Here is an 18,744-nt window from a genome sequence, read left to right as displayed (position 1 = left end):
TAATTTATATAAAAGTTGTTCAGTGAGGAAGTAAGTTCGAATAACCAAACTAAAATTTGGCTTAATAAAAATGGAATTCCTACTCATATGCATTCGTAGGAGTAAGTTCGAATAGCCAAATCTAAGATTTGGATTAGTAAAAAGGAAACTCCTACTCATTACATTCGTAGGAGTAAGTTCGAATAACCAAATCTAAGATTTGGATTCTCACTTAAATACAAGAAGAGGTGAAAGAATGGAAAAGAAAAAGAATATATCAATGGCGGTTATAAAAAGGCTTCCGAAATACCATAGATATTTAAATGAATTAATGAATAATGATGTTGATAGAATATCGTCTAAAGAATTAAGTGAAAAAATAGGTTTTACAGCATCACAAATACGTCAAGATTTAAATTGTTTTGGGGATTTCGGACAACAAGGTTATGGTTATAATGTAAGAGAACTATATAACCAAATAAGTTCTATATTAGGACTTAACAAAAAATATAATACTATAATAGTTGGGGCTGGAAATATTGGCCAAGCAATAGCAAATTATAAATTTGATAGATTAGGTTTTAATCTTATAGGAATATTTGATGCAAATCCTAAATTAATAGGAATAAAAATAAGAGATGTAGGTATACAAGATATAGATGAATTAAAGACTTTTTTAGTTGAAAATTCAGTAGATATAGCATTCATATGTGTGCCAAGGGTTAACGCTCAAAAAGTAAGCAATGAACTGGTAGTAAACGGTGTAAAGGCAATATGGAACTTTGCTCCAGTTGATTTAGATGTGCCAGAAGATGTAACTGTTGAAAATGTTCATTTAAGCGAAAGTTTACTAACTTTGGTATATTTGTTAAACCAAAATGAAGAAAAATAAATCAGAAAATTTAATTATTTAAATGTAAAAAATAATTGCAAAAGGTTTCACGATAGATTATAATCGTAATTGAAGTGAATGTAATCACTTCAATTATTTTCATTATATTTGTTAGGAAATTAACAAAGAATTAATATTTGTATCCAATTTTATTCAATTTTGTTACTTAGTTTAAAAACTATAGGGTTAATATAAGGAGGATCAACTAATGGAATTAAAAAATGTTATTCTTGAAAAGAAGGGTAATGTAGCCACTGTAACTATCAATAGACCTAAAGCTTTAAATGCTTTAAATTCTGATACTTTAAAAGATATTGATGCAGTGCTAGAAAATTTAGAATTAGACAATGAAATCTATGTAGTTATTTTAACAGGAGCTGGAGATAAAGCTTTTGTTGCAGGTGCAGATATTTCAGAAATGAAAGATTTAAATGAAGAAGAAGGAATTGCTTTTGGTACATTAGGTAATAATGTATTTAGAAGACTTGAAAACTTAAACAAACCAGTTATAGCTGCTATTCCAGGTTTTGCTTTAGGTGGAGGTTGTGAACTTGCTATGGCATGTGATATTAGAATCGCATCAGAAAAAGCTAAGTTTGGTCAACCAGAAGCAGGTCTTGGAATTACTCCAGGTTTTGGTGGAACTCAAAGACTTCCAAGAATAGTTGGAGAAGGAAAAGCTAAAGAACTTATATATACATGTGACATAATAAAAGCTGATGAAGCTTTAAGAATAGGATTAGTAAACAAAGTAGTTGCACCAGAAGTTTTAATGGATGAAGCTGTAGCAATGGCTACTAAAATAGCTAGCAATGCTCCTATAGCTGTTAAGCTATGTAAGGATGCTATAAATAGAGGAATGCAAGTAGGAATAGATGAAGCTATAGTTATAGAAGCTGAAGATTTCGGAAAATGTTTCTCATCAGAAGATCAAAAAGAAGGAATGACTGCTTTTATGGAAAAAAGAGCAAAGAATTTCCAAAATAAATAATAGGAACGTGCAATAAGGAGGTATCGTCAATGAATTTTGAGTTAACAAGAGAACAACAATTAGTGAGACAAATGGTTAGAGAATTCGCAATAAATGAAGTGAAACCAATTGCTGCTGAAATTGATGAAACAGAAGAATTTCCAATGGAAAATGTACAAAAAATGGCTAAGTTAGGTATGATGGGTATTCCATTTAGTAAAGAATATGGTGGTGCCGGTGGAGATGTATTATCATACATCATAGCTGTTGAAGAATTATCAAAGGTTTGCGGAACAACAGGAGTTATAGTTTCAGCTCATACATCACTTTGTGGTTCAGTAATAAATGAATTCGGAACTCCAGCTCAAAAAGAAAAATACTTACCAGATCTTGCAACTGGTAGAAAAATAGGTGCTTTTGGATTAACTGAACCAAACGCAGGAACTGATGCTGCAGGACAACAAACAGTTGCAGTTTTAGATGGTGATAACTATATATTAAACGGAAGTAAAATCTTCATCACAAATGGTGGAGTTGCAGAGACTTTCATAATATTTGCTATGACTGATAGAAGCCAAGGAACTAGAGGAATATCAGCTTTCGTAGTTGAAAAATCATTCCCAGGTTTCTCAATAGGTAAGAAAGAAGATAAGCTAGGAATAAGAGCATCTTCAACTACAGAACTTATCATGGAAAACTGTATAGTACCAAAAGAAAACCTACTTGGAAGAGAAGGAAAAGGCTTTGGTATAGCAATGAAAACACTTGATGGTGGTAGAATCGGTATAGCAGCTCAAGCTTTAGGTATAGCAGAAGGAGCTTTTGAAGAAGCTGTAAATTACATGAAAGAAAGAAAACAATTTGGTAGACCATTATCAGCATTCCAAGGATTACAATGGATGATAGCTGAAATGGATACTAAAATAGAAGCTGCTAAGCATTTAGTATATAAAGCTGCATGCTTAAAAGATGCAGGACTTCCATACACTGTAGAAGCTGCTAGAGCTAAATTATTTGCAGCTGAAGTAGCTATGGATGTTACTACAAAGGCAGTTCAAATCTTTGGTGGATATGGATATACAAAAGAATATCCAGTAGAAAGAATGATGAGAGATGCTAAGATAACAGAAATCTACGAAGGTACTTCAGAAGTTCAAAAAATGGTTATCGCAGGAAGCGTTTTAAGATAATTTAGGGAGGGCACGATTAATGAATATAGTAGTTTGTTTAAAACAAGTTCCAGATACTACAGCAGTTAAAATAGATCCTAAAACAGGAACTCTTATAAGAGATGGTGTTCCATCAATAATAAATCCAGAAGATAAGCACGCTTTAGAAGAAGCTTTAAGAATAAAAGATGCTAAAGGAGCAAAGATTACTGTAGTAAGTATGGGACCTCCTCAAGCACAAAATGCTTTAAGAGAAGCATTATGCATGGGTGCTGATGAAGCAATATTAATAACTGATAGAGCATTTGCTGGAGCAGATACACTTGCAACCTCAAAAGCTTTAGCAGGAGCTATAAAGAAATTAGAATATGATATAATATTTGCTGGAAGACAAGCGATTGATGGAGATACTGCACAAGTTGGTCCAGAAATTGCAGAACACTTAGGAATTCCACAAGTAACTTATGTTCAAGGTGTAGAAGTTAAAGAAGATGGATTATTAGTAAACAGAGCTTTAGAAGATGGTTATGAATTAATCGAAGTTAAAGCACCAGTATTATTAACAGCTATCGAAGAATTAAATAAACCAAGATATATGAACGTTGCTCACATATTTGATACTAAAAACAAAGAAATCACTATATGGTCAGCTGATGATATAGATGTAGATAAAGCGGTTTTAGGACTTAAGGGGTCTCCAACAAAAGTTAAAAAGTCAATGACTAAAGAAGTTAAGGGCGCTGGAGAACTTATTGTTAATAAGCCAGTAGATGAAGCTGTAAGCTATGTACTAGGAAAATTAAAAGAAAAACACTACATCTAAGATTTAGGAGGTATTGATGATGAATATAGCAGATTACAAAGGCGTTTGGGTCTTCGCTGAACAAAGAGAAGGCAAATTACAAAAAGTTTCACTAGAACTATTAGGTGAAGGAAGAAAGATAGCTGATAAATTAGGAGTTAAATTAACTGCTCTTTTATTAGGTCATAACATAGAAGGTTTAGCTAAAGAATTAGGAACTCATGGAGCTGATGAAATATTAGTTGTTGATAATGAAGCTTTAGCAAACTACACAACTGATGGATACACTAAAGCTATATGTGAATTAGCTACTGAAAGAAAACCAGGAATACTTTTCATAGGAGCTACTTTCATAGGAAGAGATTTAGGTCCAAGAGTTGCTGCTAGACTTTCAACAGGTCTTACAGCTGACTGTACAGTTTTAGATGTTGAAGTTGAAAATGGAGATCTTTTAGCTACAAGACCAGCATTTGGTGGTAACTTAATGGCTACAATAGCATGTCCAGAACATAGACCACAAATGGCTACAGTTAGACCAGGAGTATTCTCAAAGGTTGAAACTTTAAATGCTGATTATAAAGTAGAAAAAGTAGATATAACTTTTGCAGAAGGTGATATCAGAACTAAAGTTGTTAAAGTTGTTAAAGAACATAAAGATATAGTTGATATATCAGAAGCTAACATTATAGTATCTGGTGGTAGAGGAGTTGGAAGCAAAGAAACTTTTGCTATGCTTCAAGAATTAGCTGACGTATTAGGCGGAACAGTTGGAGCTTCAAGAGCTGCAGTTGAAAAAGGTTGGATAGAAAGAGATTACCAAGTTGGTCAAACTGGTAAAACTGTAAGACCTACAATATACATTGCATGTGGTATATCAGGAGCTATACAACATACAGCAGGTATGCAAGATTCAGATATGATAATTGCTGTAAATAAAGATGCTAATGCTCCAATAATGAAAGTTGCTGACTATGCTATAGTTGGAGATTTAAATAAAGTGCTACCTCAAATGATAGCTCAAGCTAAATCAATGAAGAGTGCTGAATAATTCGAATAAAATGAGAAGAAGTTTCCTTTAAGTAAGAATCTAAATTTTAATTTAGTCATTCGAACTTACTCATTCGAATGAAATGAGAAGGAGTTTCCTTAAAAATTATAAAATATATGGGGATGAGAAAGTTGAGATGTTTATATAAATTAACTTTCAACTTTCAATTCTTAACTTTCAACTAAAAAAATGGAGGGTATAAAAATGGAAAAGATATTTGTACTTGGTGCAGGAACAATGGGTGCTGGAATAGTTCAAGCATTTGCTCAAAAAGGTTATGAAGTTATAGTTAGAGATATAAAGGAAGAATTTGTTGATAGAGGAATAGCTGGAATCAACAAAGGTCTTTCAAAATTAGTTGCTAAAGAAAAAATGACTGAAGAAGTTAAAGAAGAAATACTTTCAAGAATTTCTGGAACAACTGATTTAAACTTAGCTGCTGATTGCGATTTAGTAGTAGAAGCTGCTGTTGAAAATATGGAAATCAAAAAACAAATATTTGCTGACTTAGATAAGATCTGTAAACCAGAAACTATCTTAGCTACAAATACTTCATCTTTATCAATAACTGAAGTTGCTGCTGCAACAAACAGACCTGATAAAGTTATAGGAATGCATTTCTTCAACCCAGCTCCAATAATGAAGCTAGTAGAAGTTATAAGAGGAATGGCTACTTCTCAAGAAACTTTTGATGCTGTTAAAGAATTATCAGTAGCAATAGGTAAATCACCAGTAGAAGTTGCAGAAGCTCCAGGATTTGTTGTTAACAGAATCCTTATCCCAATGATAAATGAAGCAGTAGGAATTTATGCAGAAGGAATAGCTTCAGCAGAAGATATAGATACAGCTATGAAACTAGGAGCAGCTCACCCAATGGGACCTCTAGCTTTAGGAGATCTTATAGGCTTAGATGTTTGTTTAGCTATCATGGATGTTCTATACAAAGAAACTGGAGACTCTAAATACAGAGCTCACAGCTTACTTAGAAAGTATGTTAGAGCTGGTTGGTTAGGAAGAAAGACAGGTAGAGGATTCCACAACTATAACGCTTAATACTAATTAAAGTAATTAATTAAATAAACGATAAAATTAATGGCATTATGAATATAGAATTGATTCATAATGCCATTTTTGGTGTTATAAGTTTAAAAAATTAACTTTAATTTTAAGGAGGATTTCATAGTGGAAAATGAAGAACTGTACAACCTATTAGAGGATGGTGAGATAAATTTACCTTCTGAAATGGCATTAGTTTTTAGAAAAAATTCAAATCCAATTAGTTATGAAGATGTAGTTTCTAAATTAAAAGAAAATAATACTTTTGATAATGTTATGTTACAAGTTGATGAAAATGGAATACAAGGAACAATTTCTGTAGATGATGTAGAGTATGATATAAGGATAATGTTAGGTGCTTCAATTGATGACATGATAGATTTAGAAGCATTAACTGTAATGAATAGAATTACAGAAGAAGAAATAGAAGAAATAAAAGAATCAAATATGAATGTATATACTAGCATGAAATTTAATGAAGTTTCCGATAAGTCTTATTTAGTACAACTTAAGATAATGGCAGCTATTTCAGATGATTATGTTGCTTTAGTAGATTTAAGTGCTTGTAAGATTATATCAGGTAAATGGGTAAGAATGACTATAGAGACTGATGTAGAACCTTTAACTAAGTATTTATATACAATACATGGTGTGTATGACGAAAAAAAAGGGAAGAGAAGTTATTGGATGCATACACATGGTTTACATAGATGTGGGTGTGTAGAATTAGAGGTATTAAATATAGATGATTTAGCTACTGAACATCAAAGCGCATTAAATACTTTTGCTGCTAGATTTGTAGAAGAAGGAATGATAAAAAGAGGTGAAGAAATCTCAATAGGATATGCTGGTGATATGTATTTAGGTTATACTTGGTATCCATGGGAGCAGGCTTTAGATATGATGTCTAAGAAAAAATCTATATTTAGCAGAAAAAAGAATTTCTTAGGAGATATACAGGATAGAGATGAATTTCATAGTCAACCATCAGGAATATTATTCGCTTGTAATGAGGGAAATATTGCTGAAGTTACTGTATTCAATGAACTATTAGTTAATAATCCAATTTTCTTTTTAACTAATAGAGAAACTTATAAGATGTCTATGATAGCAAAAAAGAGATTTAATTATTTTAGTGAGTTATTCAATAAATATAAAAATGACGAAGAAAATTGGAGATTTTTATTTAAAGCAGGAATACCTACAAATTTAGATAATGATGATATAGATGCAGAGCATTTATGGTTTATACTTGAAGGAATAAAGGATAATAACCTAATAGGAAGACTTATAAATGAACCATATCACATAGCAGACATGAAGGTAGAAGAAATATATGAAGTAAGTATTGATAAATTAACAGATTGGTTAATACAAAGCACCAAAGGCGAATTTAGTCCAGATACTATTTATAGCTGTATAGATCAATAGATTCTAAGATTTAATACAAAAAGTGATTGCATTAAGTTTATTATTTTGCAATCACTTTTTATAGTCTTAAAAATATATTATTTTCGTCTACTTCTTCTTTTACCTATTAATCCCCTTAGGGTAACTCCCATACCAGCAGCAGTTAAGCCATACATAAGTATAGTATAATAAAGACTTACAGGTCTAAATGAAATTCTAAGACCAAAAAGAATCCCAAGAAGTATAGATATAACGCCAAATATTATAAGAAACCAACCTAAAAAAGATGTATCTTTATAAAAAAGTATTATTATACCTATAAGCAATGGTAATAAAACTAATCCAAAAGGTGGATTAAAGCCTAACATTCCTCCTAAATTAAAGCTAGTGTATATTGTAGTATTTTGAAATATTAAATAACAACCTACACAAAACATTATTAAACCGATGAAAAAACTAGAAAAACTAGGCCCTTCATCATAATCATCTTCAACATCAAAATTTGATTTTCCCATAGATAACCCTCCTCAAACCTATATATGTAAATTATAACACATATTAACTTGTAAGTATCTTAAGTTTTAAAAAAGATTATCTATAATTTATAACCTTTTAGCGAAGGTTGAAAATGTGAATTTATCAGGTCTATGTCTAGATTCAGTATATTCAAATAATAAACCATCTTCAAGATAAACATAGTTTTTTATTATAGCAACTAAATTATAATTTTTTAAATCTAAGTATTTTTTATCATATTCAGAAGCAGGCTCTATTGAAATTATTTTTTGAGCACCTGCTATTTTTAAGTTTAGAGAACTTTCTATATATTCATATATAGAATTTTCAGCAATCTCTTTAGTTAAATCTTTAAGAATATCTTTAGAAAAGTAATTTATATCAAGAATAGTTCTTTCTCCATCTATATTCCTAGATCTTAAAATATGAATTACTTCAGAATCTATATTAAAGTTAGTTTTTTTAGATAGTTTTTCATTAATTTGGATAGTTTCAAATAACTCTACCTTTGTAGAAAAAGTTATTGTATTACTTAGAGACGCTTCTTTAAAACTTTGTAATCCACCAACAAGAAATTTTAATTGCTTTTGTTCTAATACAAATACTCCTTTACCATGCATACTAGTTACAAAACCTTCGAAGGCTAATTGACTAATAGCGCGTCTAACAGTATTTCTACTTACATTAAACATTGTTGTAAGCTCAGTCTCAGAAGGTAATTTTTCACCTGGCTTGAAGTCTAAATTTAGGATTTTGTCTTTTAAATAATCATATATATCAGTGTATTTAACGCCTTTCATAGCTATTAATATCCCCCTAATAGTTTCAAATAATATGGTTAATTATAAGTATAACATATATAACTTTTATCACAAAATTATAAAAAATAAAAAAATTTATAACTTGTTTAAACGAGTTATTGACATACTTGTTTAAACAAGTTATAATGTAATCGTAATCAAAAATAATTAATAAGGGGCGATAAATTGTGGGTAAATTTAAAAATGAAGCAATTGAGTTATTAGATTTAGTTGGTGGCAAAGAAAATATAGCTAGTGTTTCTCATTGTGTAACTAGATTAAGATTCGTTCTAAAAAATGAAAGTATAGCAAAGGCAAAGGCTAAGGAAATTGAAAAATTACCAACTGTAAAAGGTACTTTTACAAATGCAGGTCAGTTTCAGGTAGTTATAGGACAGAGTGTTGAAGCTTTTTATGAAGATTTAATTGGGGTTAGTGAATTAGATATTCAATCAAAGGAAGAAGGTAAAAAAGCTGCTCAGGAAAATATGTCACTTATTCAAAGACTAGTAGCAGGACTTGCTGAAATATTTATTCCTATATTACCAGCCATAATAACTGGTGGACTTATATTAGGTTTTAGAAATATAATAGGTGATTTAGCTATATTTGGAGATGGTACTCAAACTTTAGTTAAATTATATCCTGTATTAGGCGAAGTTCATAGTTTCTTATGGGTACTAGGTGAAGCAATATTTCATTTTTTACCAGTAGCTATAACTTGGTCAACTGTTAAAAAATTTGGTGGTTCTGAAATTTTAGGAATAATATTAGGTATAACTTTAGTTTCTCCACAATTACTTAATGCATATGGTTATGCAGAGGCACTTCAAGCAGGCAAAGTTCCTTTCTGGAATTTTGGATTATTTACAATTGATAAAGTTGGGTATCAAGCACAAGTTATACCAGCAATTTTATCAGGTATAGTACTTGCAAAATTAGAATTAACCTTACGTAAATATATACCAGATGTACTGAAATTGATAATTATACCATTTACAACTTTATTATTAACTATGTTATTATCATATATAATAATAGGACCAATTTCTCGTGAACTAGGTAATGGAATAGCATTTGTATTTAATTATTTATTAACAGGTCCATTCAAAGTTGTAGGAGCAATAATTTTTGGTTTATGCTATGCACCATTAGTTATAACAGGGCTTCACCATACATTTATAGCAGTAGATTTACAACTTATAGCAAATGGTGGAACAATGATTTGGCCTTTAATTGCATTAAGCAATATAGCTCAAGGAGCTTCTGCTGTAGCGATGTTAGTTTTATATAAAAAGAATGATAAAATCAAGTCAATAGCTGCATCAGCAGGAATATCAGCTTGGCTTGGAGTAACTGAACCAGCTATGTTTGGAATAAATTTAAAATTTAAATATCCATTCTATGCTGCAATAATAGGATCTGCTACTGCAGCGGTAGTAGCTATAGTTTCAGGTGTATTAGCTAATTCAATAGGTATAGGAGGATTACCAGCATTCTTAGCTATCAATCCTAAATATTGGGTTCCTTATATAATAGCTATGATTGTTGCTGTAGTAGTACCTATGGTGTTAACAGTAATATTTTATAAAAAATTTGACAATGGAATTCAGGGGTAATTAACTGCTATAGGGAGCGCTATGTTCCCTATAGCTTGATATTTTTAACTAACATATGAATAATTTTAAGGTAGGTGCAGATTTATGGAAAATAATAATTGGTGGAAATCTTCAGTTGTTTATCAAATATATCCTAAGAGCTTTAAAGATAGTAATGGCGATGGTATAGGTGATATAGGTGGAATAATAGAAAAGTTAGATTATTTAAAGGATTTAGGAGTTGAAGTTTTATGGCTTACTCCAATATATGTTTCACCACAAAGAGATAATGGTTATGATATAGCTGATTATTATAATATAGACCCAAGATTTGGCGATATGGAAAAATTTGAAGAGCTTTTAGATTCTGTTCATAAAAAAGGAATGAAACTTATTATGGATATGGTTGTAAATCATACATCAACAGATCATAAATGGTTTAAGGAAGCTCTAAAAGGTAAGGAAAATCCATATCATGATTTTTATATATGGAAACAAGGTAAGGATAATAAAGCACCTAATAATTGGACATCCAAATTTTCAGGTTCTGCTTGGGAATATGTAGAAAGTTTAGATAGTTATTATCTTCATTTATTTGATAAAACACAGGCAGATTTAAATTGGGAGAACCCTAAGCTAAGAGAAGAAATATTTAAAATGATGAGATTTTGGATGGATAAAGGAGTAGATGGGTTTAGGCTAGATGTAGTCAATTTACTTTCTAAAGATAGTAATTTTTCTGATGATGATTATATAACACCTAATAGAGATGGTAGAAGATTTTATACAGATGGACCTAAAATACATGAATACTTACAGGAGATGAATGAACAAGTATTTTCAAGATATCCAAGCAGTATGACTGTTGGGGAAATGTCGTCAACTACTATTGAAAATTGTATCAGATATACAAATCCAGAGAATAAAGAGCTTAGTATGACTTTTAATTTTCATCATTTAAAGGTAGATTATCCTAATGGTGAAAAGTGGAGTTTGGCACCAGTAGATTTTAAGCTTTTAAAAGAAACATTATTTGATTGGCAGGTTGAGATGGAACAAGGCAATGGATGGAATGCAATGTTTTGGTGTAACCATGATCAACCAAGGAGTTTATCTAGATTTGGAAATGATACAAAATATAGAGAAGAATCAGCAAAAATGTTAGCAACTATGATACATTTAATGAGGGGTACACCGTATATTTATCAAGGTGAAGAAATAGGAATGACTAATCCTAACTTTGAAAACATAGAAAAGTATAGAGATGTAGAATCATTAAATATATTTAATGAATTAAAAAGCAAAGGTATGGAAGAAAAGAACATTTTAGATATTCTGATGAGCAAATCAAGAGATAATTCTAGAACACCTGTACAGTGGAATTCTTCTAAAAATGCAGGGTTTACTGATGGAGAGCCTTGGATTGAAGTTAGCAAAAACTATAAAGAAATAAATGCAGAAGTTGAAATGATTAAAGAAAATTCAATATATAAACATTATAAAGATTTAATTAGTTTAAGAAAAAAATATGATGTGATTTCTATGGGAACAATCAAAACTATTATGTTAGAACAGGATAAAATAGTTGCATATATAAGGGAATTTAAAAATGAAAAAATGCTTGTAGTATGTAATTTTTATGGAGAACAAGTAGATATATTTTTAGATATGGATATAAATAAGCAGCAATTTATTATAAGTAATTATGATTTTTGTAGATTACAAAAAGAGATGACTTTAAGACCTTATGAAGCTTTTGCAGTTATGATTTAATAAGTAACCGAAGTTGATTTTTTAATAATAATTAACTTCGGTTTTTATTATATATATATTGTAATATATATTCTACACTATAATTTTAAAATTATTAACAATTATTCTTTTTTTGATAATATTTGATTAAATGTAATATTTTATTGAACATATATATTAATATTTGAGGTTAAATAAATAAAATTTTTATATGGTATTATTGGATAATCAAAATATTTGACTATAATAAAATATTCGTGATAGTATATAGATTATTAAATAAAAAATTTAAAACAAAGGATAGATTATAATGATAAAAAACAAAAGAAAGATATATGGAATAATAGTAGCAATTATAGTTCTAATTTTAGTATCTATTATAGCTATTTCGGTTTATGTAGGTGTGAACTTAACTAGGCCAGAACGAGAAGAAATAAAGGATAATCCAAAAGCCTATGGATTAAATTATGAAGATATTAATTTTAATAGTAAAAAAGATAATACACTACTTAAAGGTTGGTATATAAGTGCTCAAAACAATGGACAAACTATAAAAAGTGATAAAACTATAATTTTTTCTCATGGTTATGGAGATAGTAGAGGTCTTTATGATATTAAAGTAATAAACCTTGCAAAAACATTAGCTAGTAAAGGATATAATGTACTTACATTTGATTTCAGGGCGTCTGGGGATTCAGAAGGTAACTTTTCATCTATCGGTGCATTTGAAAAATATGATTTATTAGCAGCTATTGATTTTGCTAAAAAGGATAAAGGTGCAAAACATATAGGATTAATTGGATGGTCTATGGGAGCAACAACATCTATATTAACAGCATCAGAAAGTGAAGATGTACAAGCTGTAATAGCAGATAGCCCTTTCTCGAGCTTAAAGCCATATTTAGAAAAAAATATGTCATATTGGTCAGGACTACCTGATTTTCCGTTTACAAAAATAATTTTAAGTACTCTTCCTTTAATAAGAGGTATAGATATAAATGAAGTAGATGCGATAAAAGCAGCTAAGTCTTTAGGAGATAAAAAGTTATTTCTAATTCATAGTAAAGATGATAAAGCTATACCTATAAAAAACAGTGAAGATATTTATTCATGCGTAAATAATAAAGAGAATGTAACCTTATGGACTACTGAAAAGGCAGATCATATAAGATCATATTTACTTTATAAAGATGAGTATGAGAAAAAAGTAGTAGAATTTTTGAACTCTAATATAAAATAGTTAATAAATATTTTTAGATTTGGAACTCCTACTTATTATAGGTAGGAGTTTTTTTACGTTTGTCTAGGCTTGACCAAGGATTTTGAATAGCGGTATACTAGATTAAAATAATTAAATTCATGAAAGAAGGTGATTTTTTGTTTAAAAAATTTATAACATATTATAAACCGTATAAAAAAGTATTTATTTTGGACTTATTAGCTGCATTTTTCGTAGCTGCTTGTGATTTGTTTTATCCTATGCTCACAAGAAATATTATGAATGATGTGGTACCTAATAGAAAGTTAAATACATTAATTGTATTTACTATAGTCTTAGTTATTTTATTTATAATAAAAGCAGGTTTAAATTATTTTATGCAATATTATGGACATGTTATAGGTGTTAGAATGCAAGCAGATATGAGAAAAGAAGTATTCACACATCTTCAAGACCTACCTTGTACTTATTTTGACAATAATAAAACAGGAGTAATTATGTCAAGAATAATAAATGATTTAATGGATATTTCAGAGCTTGCACATCATGGGCCAGAGGATTTATTTATATCTATAGTTACAATAGTAGGATCCTTTGTAATCTTATTAAATGTAAATGTTCCACTTACAATAATAGTTTTCGCTTTTTTGCCAGTACTTATTTGGTATACAATTCATAAAAGACAACAAATGTTAGATGCATTTTTGAAAACTAGAGAAAAAACTGGTGATGTTAATGCTGGCTTAGAAAATAGTATTTCAGGTATAAAAGTAACAAAATCCTTTGGAAATAAAGAATATGAACTTCATAAATTTAATGAAAGTAACAATATATTCAAAGATGCTAGAGAATTTGCGTATAAATCAATGGCTGAATATTTTTCAGGAATGTTTTTATTTGTAGATATACTAGAACTAGTAGTTTTAGGGGCTGGAGGATATTTTGCTTATCAAGGTAAGATTAGTTTAGGTGATTATGTAGCATATATACTATATATAAAAATGTTACTTCAACCTATAAGAAAGCTTATAAACTTTAATGAGATGTACCAATCTGGTGTTACAGGCTTCCAAAGAATTATGGATATAGTAAATGAAGATAAAGAAAAAGAAGTTGATAATCCTAAAGAACTTAAAGATGTTAGAGGAAAAATAGAAATAAAGGATGTAAGCTTTAGGTATGAAGAAAAAGAAAGTATATTAGAAGATTTAAGCTTAAAGATAGACGCTGGTAAAATGGTGGCTTTAGTTGGACCATCTGGTGGGGGAAAATCAACACTATGTAACCTGATTCCAAGATTCTATGATTTTGAGCAAGGAGATATATTAATAGATGATGTAAGTATTAAGGATGTTTCTCTTAATTCTTTAAGAGATTCTATTGGTGTTGTTCAACAAGAAGTATTCTTATTTACTGGAACTATAAGGGACAATATTTTATATGGAAATACAGAAGCTACAGAAGAGCAGATGATAGAAGCTGCAAAAAGAGCAAGCCTTCATAACTTTATAATGAGTCTTGAAGAGGGGTATGACACCTATATAGGTGAAAGAGGAGTTAAACTTTCAGGCGGACAAAAGCAAAGAATATCTATAGCAAGAGTATTTTTAAAGAATCCACCAATACTTATTTTAGATGAAGCTACTTCAGCTTTAGATAATGTAACAGAATATGAGATTCAAAAATCTTTAGAAGAATTAAGTAAAGAAAGAACTACTTTAGTTGTAGCACATAGACTTACTACAGTTAAAAATGCAGATGAGATTGTAGTTCTAACAGATAAGGGGATAGAAGAGAGGGGAACTCATTCAGAACTTGTGAATTTAAATGGAATATATGCATCCCTTCATGGAATGTATTAATTATATTTGAATATTATATAAAGGAAACTCCTTCTCATTTCATTCGAGTGAGTAAGTTCGAATTACCAAATCTAAGATTTGGATTCTTACTTATAAGAGATATTAAGTTAACCACAGAACTAATAATTATAATATTAGTTAGTTTGGAAAATGATAAAGATTTAAAAGTAAAATTAACAACAAAATATCTTTTATAAAATAAAATTAATAAATAATAAAAAATATTCATATTAAAGTTGAATTTACAAAAGATGGATTAGTATAATAGAAGTATGATTATTTTTATAAGGGGGTACAAAATTTGTATAAGATAGTAAAAAAAAGTTTGTTAGCAGAAAATATATATCTTATGGATGTATATGCACCAAGGGTTGCAAAAGCAAGTAATCCAGGTCAATTCTTAATAGTTAAGGTGGATGATATTGGGGAAAGAATTCCACTTACAATTTGTGATTATGACAAAGAAGCAGGGACAGTTACTATAGTATTCCAAACTATGGGGACTTCTACAAAGAAAATGGCAGAGCTTAAAGAAGGGGATTTCTTTAGCGATTTTGTAGGACCTTTAGGAAGAGAATCAGAGTTAGTTCATGAGAGTCTAGAAGATTTAAAACAAAAGAATATATTATTTATAGCAGGTGGAGTAGGAACAGCTCCAGTTTATCCACAGGTAAAATGGCTTCACAATCATGGGATTAAGGCAGATGTTATAGTTGGATCTAAAACTAAGGACATGCTTATACTTGAAAATGAAATGAGAGAAGTAGCAGGTAACTTTTATATAACTACTGATGATGGATCATATGGACAAAAAGGGTTAGTTACAACTGTACTTAAGGATTTAGTAGAAAATCAAGGAAAGAAATATGACTTGGTTGTAGCTATAGGACCTATGATAATGATGAAATTTGTAACTTTATTAACTAAAGAATTAAATATACCAACAGTAGTTAGCTTGAATCCTATAATGGTAGACGGAACAGGTATGTGTGGGGCATGTAGAGTTACTGTAGGAGGAAAAGTTAAATTTGCTTGTGTAGATGGACCAGAATTTGATGGACATCTTGTTAATTTTGACGAGGCTATGAGAAGACAAACTATGTATAAGACAGAAGAAGGAAGAAAAGTACTTAGGGAAGTTGAAGGCGACACTCATCATGGCGGATGTGGTCAGTGCGGAGGTGATAATTAATGGATAGATTTAAGAGAGTTCCAGTTAGAGAACAAGATCCAAAGGAAAGAGCAAAGAACTTTAAAGAAGTATGTCTTGGATATAATAAGGAAGAAGCATTATTAGAAGCTCAAAGATGTTTAAATTGTAAAAATCCAAAATGTGTTTCTAAGTGTCCAGTTAATATATCAATACCTGAATTTATAAGTAAAGTAAAGGAAGGGGATATTGAATCAGCAGCTAAAGTAATAGCAAAATCTTCAGCACTTCCAGCAGTATGTGGAAGAGTTTGTCCGCAAGAAAGTCAATGTGAAGGGCAATGTGTTTTAGGAATAAAAGGTGAAGCTGTATCAATAGGTAAGCTAGAACGTTTTGTAGCAGATTGGACTAGAGAAAATAATATAGACTTAACAGAAAAGGTTGATAAGAATGGTAAAAAAGTAGCTGTTATAGGTAGCGGTCCTGCAGGTTTAACTTGTGCGGGAGATTTAGCTAGGATGGGCTATGATGTTACTATATTCGAAGCTTTACATGAAGCAGGCGGAGTTTTAGTTTATGGTATACCAGAATTCAGACTTCCAAAAGAAACTGTAGTTAAGCATGAAATAGAAAGCTTAAAGAAATTAGGAGTAACTATAGAGACTAATGTTATTATAGGTAGAACTGTAACTATAGATCAGCTTTTTGAGGAAGAAGACTTCAAGGCTGTATTCATAGGTTCAGGAGCAGGTCTTCCAAGATTCATGGGAATACCAGGAGAAAATGCTAATGGAGTGTTCTCAGCAAATGAATTCCTAACTAGAAATAACCTAATGAAAGCTTTTAAAGAAGGATATGAAACTCCTATAAAAGTGGGTTCTAAAGTAGCTGTAGTTGGTGGAGGAAATGTAGCAATGGATGCTGCAAGAACTGCATTAAGACTTGGAGCAGAGGTTCACATAGTATATAGAAGAGGTGAGTCAGAACTTCCAGCAAGAATTGAAGAAGTTCATCATGCAAAAGAAGAAGGTATAATCTTTGATGTATTAACTAATCCAGTAGAAATATTGCAAGATGAAAAAGGCTGGGTAAAAGCTATGAAGTGCGTGAAAATGGAACTTGGGGAACCAGATGCTTCAGGAAGAAGATCACCAAGAGAAATAGAAGGCTCAGAATTTATAATGGAACTAGATACAGTAATAATGTCCCTTGGAACTTCACCAAATCCATTAATATCTTCAACAACTGAGGGCTTAGATATAAATAAGAGAAGATGTATAATAGCTGAAGAAGAAACAGGGTTAACTTCAAGAGAAGGAGTATATGCTGGTGGTGATGCCGTAACAGGGGCAGCAACAGTAATACTTGCAATGGGTGCTGGTAAAAAAGCTGCTAAGGCTATAGATGAATATTTAAATAAATAAAAAACATAAAAAGTTCACAGAATAAACTGTGAACTTTTTATGTTTAATTTGAAATTAATATTTACTAATATTTATTATCTGATAAAATTAAATATAGAAGAAAATATAAAGAAATTAGGTGGTAGAAATGGATTTTGAAAAGATAGAATACTGCGAAGATAAGGTTATTATAAAAAATGCAACAAGTTTTAATATAAAACAAACCTTTGAATGTGGTCAATGCTTTAGATGGGAAAAACAAGACAATGGGAATTACATAGGTGTGGCTTATGGTAAGGTATTAGAACTAGAACAAAAAGATAACGATGTTATAATACATAATACTAACAAAGAAGACTTTGAAAATATTTGGTTTAAGTATTTTGATTTAGCAAGAGATTATAATGAGATAAAAGAAGAATTATCAAAGGATGAGTTATTAAAAAAGGCTGTAGAATATGGTTATGGAATAAGGATACTTAATCAAGAACCCTTTGAACTTGTGATATCTTTTATTATATCAGCAAGAAATTCTATACCTGTAATCTCAAAAACTATTAAGAAGATAAGTGAGAAATGGGGAAAAGAAATAGAGTATAAGGGGAAAAAATATTATGCTTTTCCAACAGAAGAAGAGTTTTCAAAAGTAACTGTAGATGAAATAAGAGAAACAGGAGCATCCTTTAGAAGTAAATATATTTATGATACTGTGGCTAAAATTTATGAATGTAATAATTTAAAGCAAGGTAAATCTAAAGAGGAGATAGAATCATTAAGAGCTAGTGATGAAAGATTAAATTATGATTTAGAATATATATATAATTTAAGTGATGATGATTGTCATGTGGCACTCCAAAAATTTATGGGAGTAGGAGCTAAAGTTGCTGATTGTATAATGCTATTCTCCATGGAGAAACATTCAAGTTTTCCAGTGGATGTATGGGTTAAGAGAGCTATGCAGCATTTCTATTTAGCCCCAGATGTATCATTGAATAAAATAAGAATTTTTGCAAGAGATAAATTTAAAGAGTTATCAGGCTGTGCTCAACAATATCTTTTCTATTATGCAAGAGAAAAAAATATAAAGGTTTAACCTCGAAAAATGTAATAATTTTGAT

General features: G+C 30.3%; 17 protein-coding genes. 15 read left to right on the top strand and 2 right to left on the bottom strand.

Annotated features, from left to right (window positions below; translation table 11 throughout):
• Window positions 1–235 precede the first annotated feature (235 nt).
• From BUB01_RS11885 to BUB01_RS11855, 7 genes are all read left to right on the top strand, one after another.
• On the top strand, window positions 236–871 hold the full coding sequence (locus BUB01_RS11885) for a redox-sensing transcriptional repressor Rex (RefSeq protein WP_072987788.1): 636 nt from the start codon (window positions 236–238) through the stop codon (window positions 869–871).
• A gap of 208 nt (window positions 872–1,079) precedes the next feature.
• Window positions 1,080–1,862 (top strand): short-chain-enoyl-CoA hydratase, encoded by a 783-nt coding sequence (locus BUB01_RS11880; RefSeq protein WP_072987785.1) that lies wholly within the window; start codon window positions 1,080–1,082, stop codon window positions 1,860–1,862.
• 29 nt (window positions 1,863–1,891) lie between these two features.
• Entirely contained in the window at window positions 1,892–3,031 is a 1,140-nt protein-coding gene (locus BUB01_RS11875; protein ID WP_072987782.1) for an acyl-CoA dehydrogenase, read from the top strand.
• 19 nt (window positions 3,032–3,050) lie between these two features.
• Entirely contained in the window at window positions 3,051–3,833 is a 783-nt protein-coding gene (locus BUB01_RS11870; protein ID WP_072987779.1) for an electron transfer flavoprotein subunit beta/FixA family protein, read from the top strand.
• 19 nt (window positions 3,834–3,852) lie between these two features.
• Window positions 3,853–4,860, top strand: a complete 1,008-nt coding sequence (locus tag BUB01_RS11865; RefSeq protein ID WP_072987776.1) for an electron transfer flavoprotein subunit alpha/FixB family protein — start codon at window positions 3,853–3,855, stop codon at window positions 4,858–4,860.
• A 204-nt stretch (window positions 4,861–5,064) separates the two neighbouring features.
• A complete protein-coding gene (locus BUB01_RS11860) occupies window positions 5,065–5,913 on the top strand; it encodes a 3-hydroxybutyryl-CoA dehydrogenase (protein WP_072987773.1) in 849 nt (282 codons plus the stop codon).
• A 129-nt stretch (window positions 5,914–6,042) separates the two neighbouring features.
• On the top strand, window positions 6,043–7,347 hold the full coding sequence (locus BUB01_RS11855; protein ID WP_072987770.1) for a DUF4026 domain-containing protein: 1,305 nt from the start codon (window positions 6,043–6,045) through the stop codon (window positions 7,345–7,347).
• A gap of 77 nt (window positions 7,348–7,424) precedes the next feature.
• Here the strand turns inward: BUB01_RS11855 and BUB01_RS11850 are convergent, their stop codons facing one another.
• Together BUB01_RS11850 and treR are read right to left on the bottom strand one after the other, a co-directional pair.
• A complete protein-coding gene (locus BUB01_RS11850) occupies window positions 7,425–7,841 on the bottom strand; it encodes a hypothetical protein (protein ID WP_072987767.1) in 417 nt (138 codons plus the stop codon).
• 87 nt (window positions 7,842–7,928) lie between these two features.
• On the bottom strand, window positions 7,929–8,642 hold the full coding sequence (gene treR / locus BUB01_RS11845) for a trehalose operon repressor (RefSeq protein ID WP_072987765.1): 714 nt from the start codon (window positions 8,640–8,642) through the stop codon (window positions 7,929–7,931).
• Window positions 8,643–8,830: 188 nt separating this feature from the next.
• Between treR and treP the strand changes: the two genes are divergently transcribed.
• From treP to BUB01_RS11810, 8 genes are all read left to right on the top strand, one after another.
• Window positions 8,831–10,261, top strand: coding sequence for a PTS system trehalose-specific EIIBC component (treP, locus tag BUB01_RS11840; protein ID WP_072987762.1), 1,431 nt, complete (start codon window positions 8,831–8,833; stop codon window positions 10,259–10,261).
• An 84-nt stretch (window positions 10,262–10,345) separates the two neighbouring features.
• The gene (gene treC / locus BUB01_RS11835; RefSeq protein ID WP_072987759.1) at window positions 10,346–12,013 is read left to right on the top strand and encodes an alpha,alpha-phosphotrehalase; all 1,668 of its coding nucleotides are present in this window, start codon (window positions 10,346–10,348) and stop codon (window positions 12,011–12,013) included.
• Window positions 12,014–12,302: 289 nt separating this feature from the next.
• On the top strand, window positions 12,303–13,232 hold the full coding sequence (locus BUB01_RS11830; protein WP_084108705.1) for an alpha/beta hydrolase: 930 nt from the start codon (window positions 12,303–12,305) through the stop codon (window positions 13,230–13,232).
• 137 nt (window positions 13,233–13,369) lie between these two features.
• Window positions 13,370–15,073, top strand: a complete 1,704-nt coding sequence (locus BUB01_RS11825) for an ABC transporter ATP-binding protein (RefSeq protein WP_072987756.1) — start codon at window positions 13,370–13,372, stop codon at window positions 15,071–15,073.
• A 47-nt stretch (window positions 15,074–15,120) separates the two neighbouring features.
• Window positions 15,121–15,270, top strand: a complete 150-nt coding sequence (locus tag BUB01_RS23590; RefSeq protein ID WP_207649988.1) for a hypothetical protein — start codon at window positions 15,121–15,123, stop codon at window positions 15,268–15,270.
• Window positions 15,271–15,374: 104 nt separating this feature from the next.
• Complete coding sequence (locus tag BUB01_RS11820; protein ID WP_072987753.1) at window positions 15,375–16,265, top strand: sulfide/dihydroorotate dehydrogenase-like FAD/NAD-binding protein; 891 nt, start codon at window positions 15,375–15,377, stop codon at window positions 16,263–16,265.
• The gene (gene gltA, locus BUB01_RS11815) at window positions 16,265–17,647 is read left to right on the top strand and encodes an NADPH-dependent glutamate synthase (RefSeq protein WP_072987750.1); all 1,383 of its coding nucleotides are present in this window, start codon (window positions 16,265–16,267) and stop codon (window positions 17,645–17,647) included. The genes BUB01_RS11820 and gltA overlap by 1 nt, the downstream gene beginning before the upstream one ends.
• A gap of 127 nt (window positions 17,648–17,774) precedes the next feature.
• Window positions 17,775–18,719 carry a DNA-3-methyladenine glycosylase family protein gene (locus BUB01_RS11810; protein ID WP_072987747.1) on the top strand — a complete coding sequence of 315 codons (945 nt, stop codon included), beginning with the start codon at window positions 17,775–17,777 and terminating at the stop codon, window positions 18,717–18,719.
• Window positions 18,720–18,744 lie beyond the last annotated feature (25 nt).

Origin of the sequence: Clostridium cavendishii DSM 21758 (assembly GCF_900141845.1) — a bacterium.
Taxonomy (GTDB): Bacteria; Bacillota; Clostridia; order Clostridiales; family Clostridiaceae; genus Clostridium_AG; species Clostridium_AG cavendishii.
This window is presented reverse-complemented; position numbering and strand designations above follow the sequence as displayed.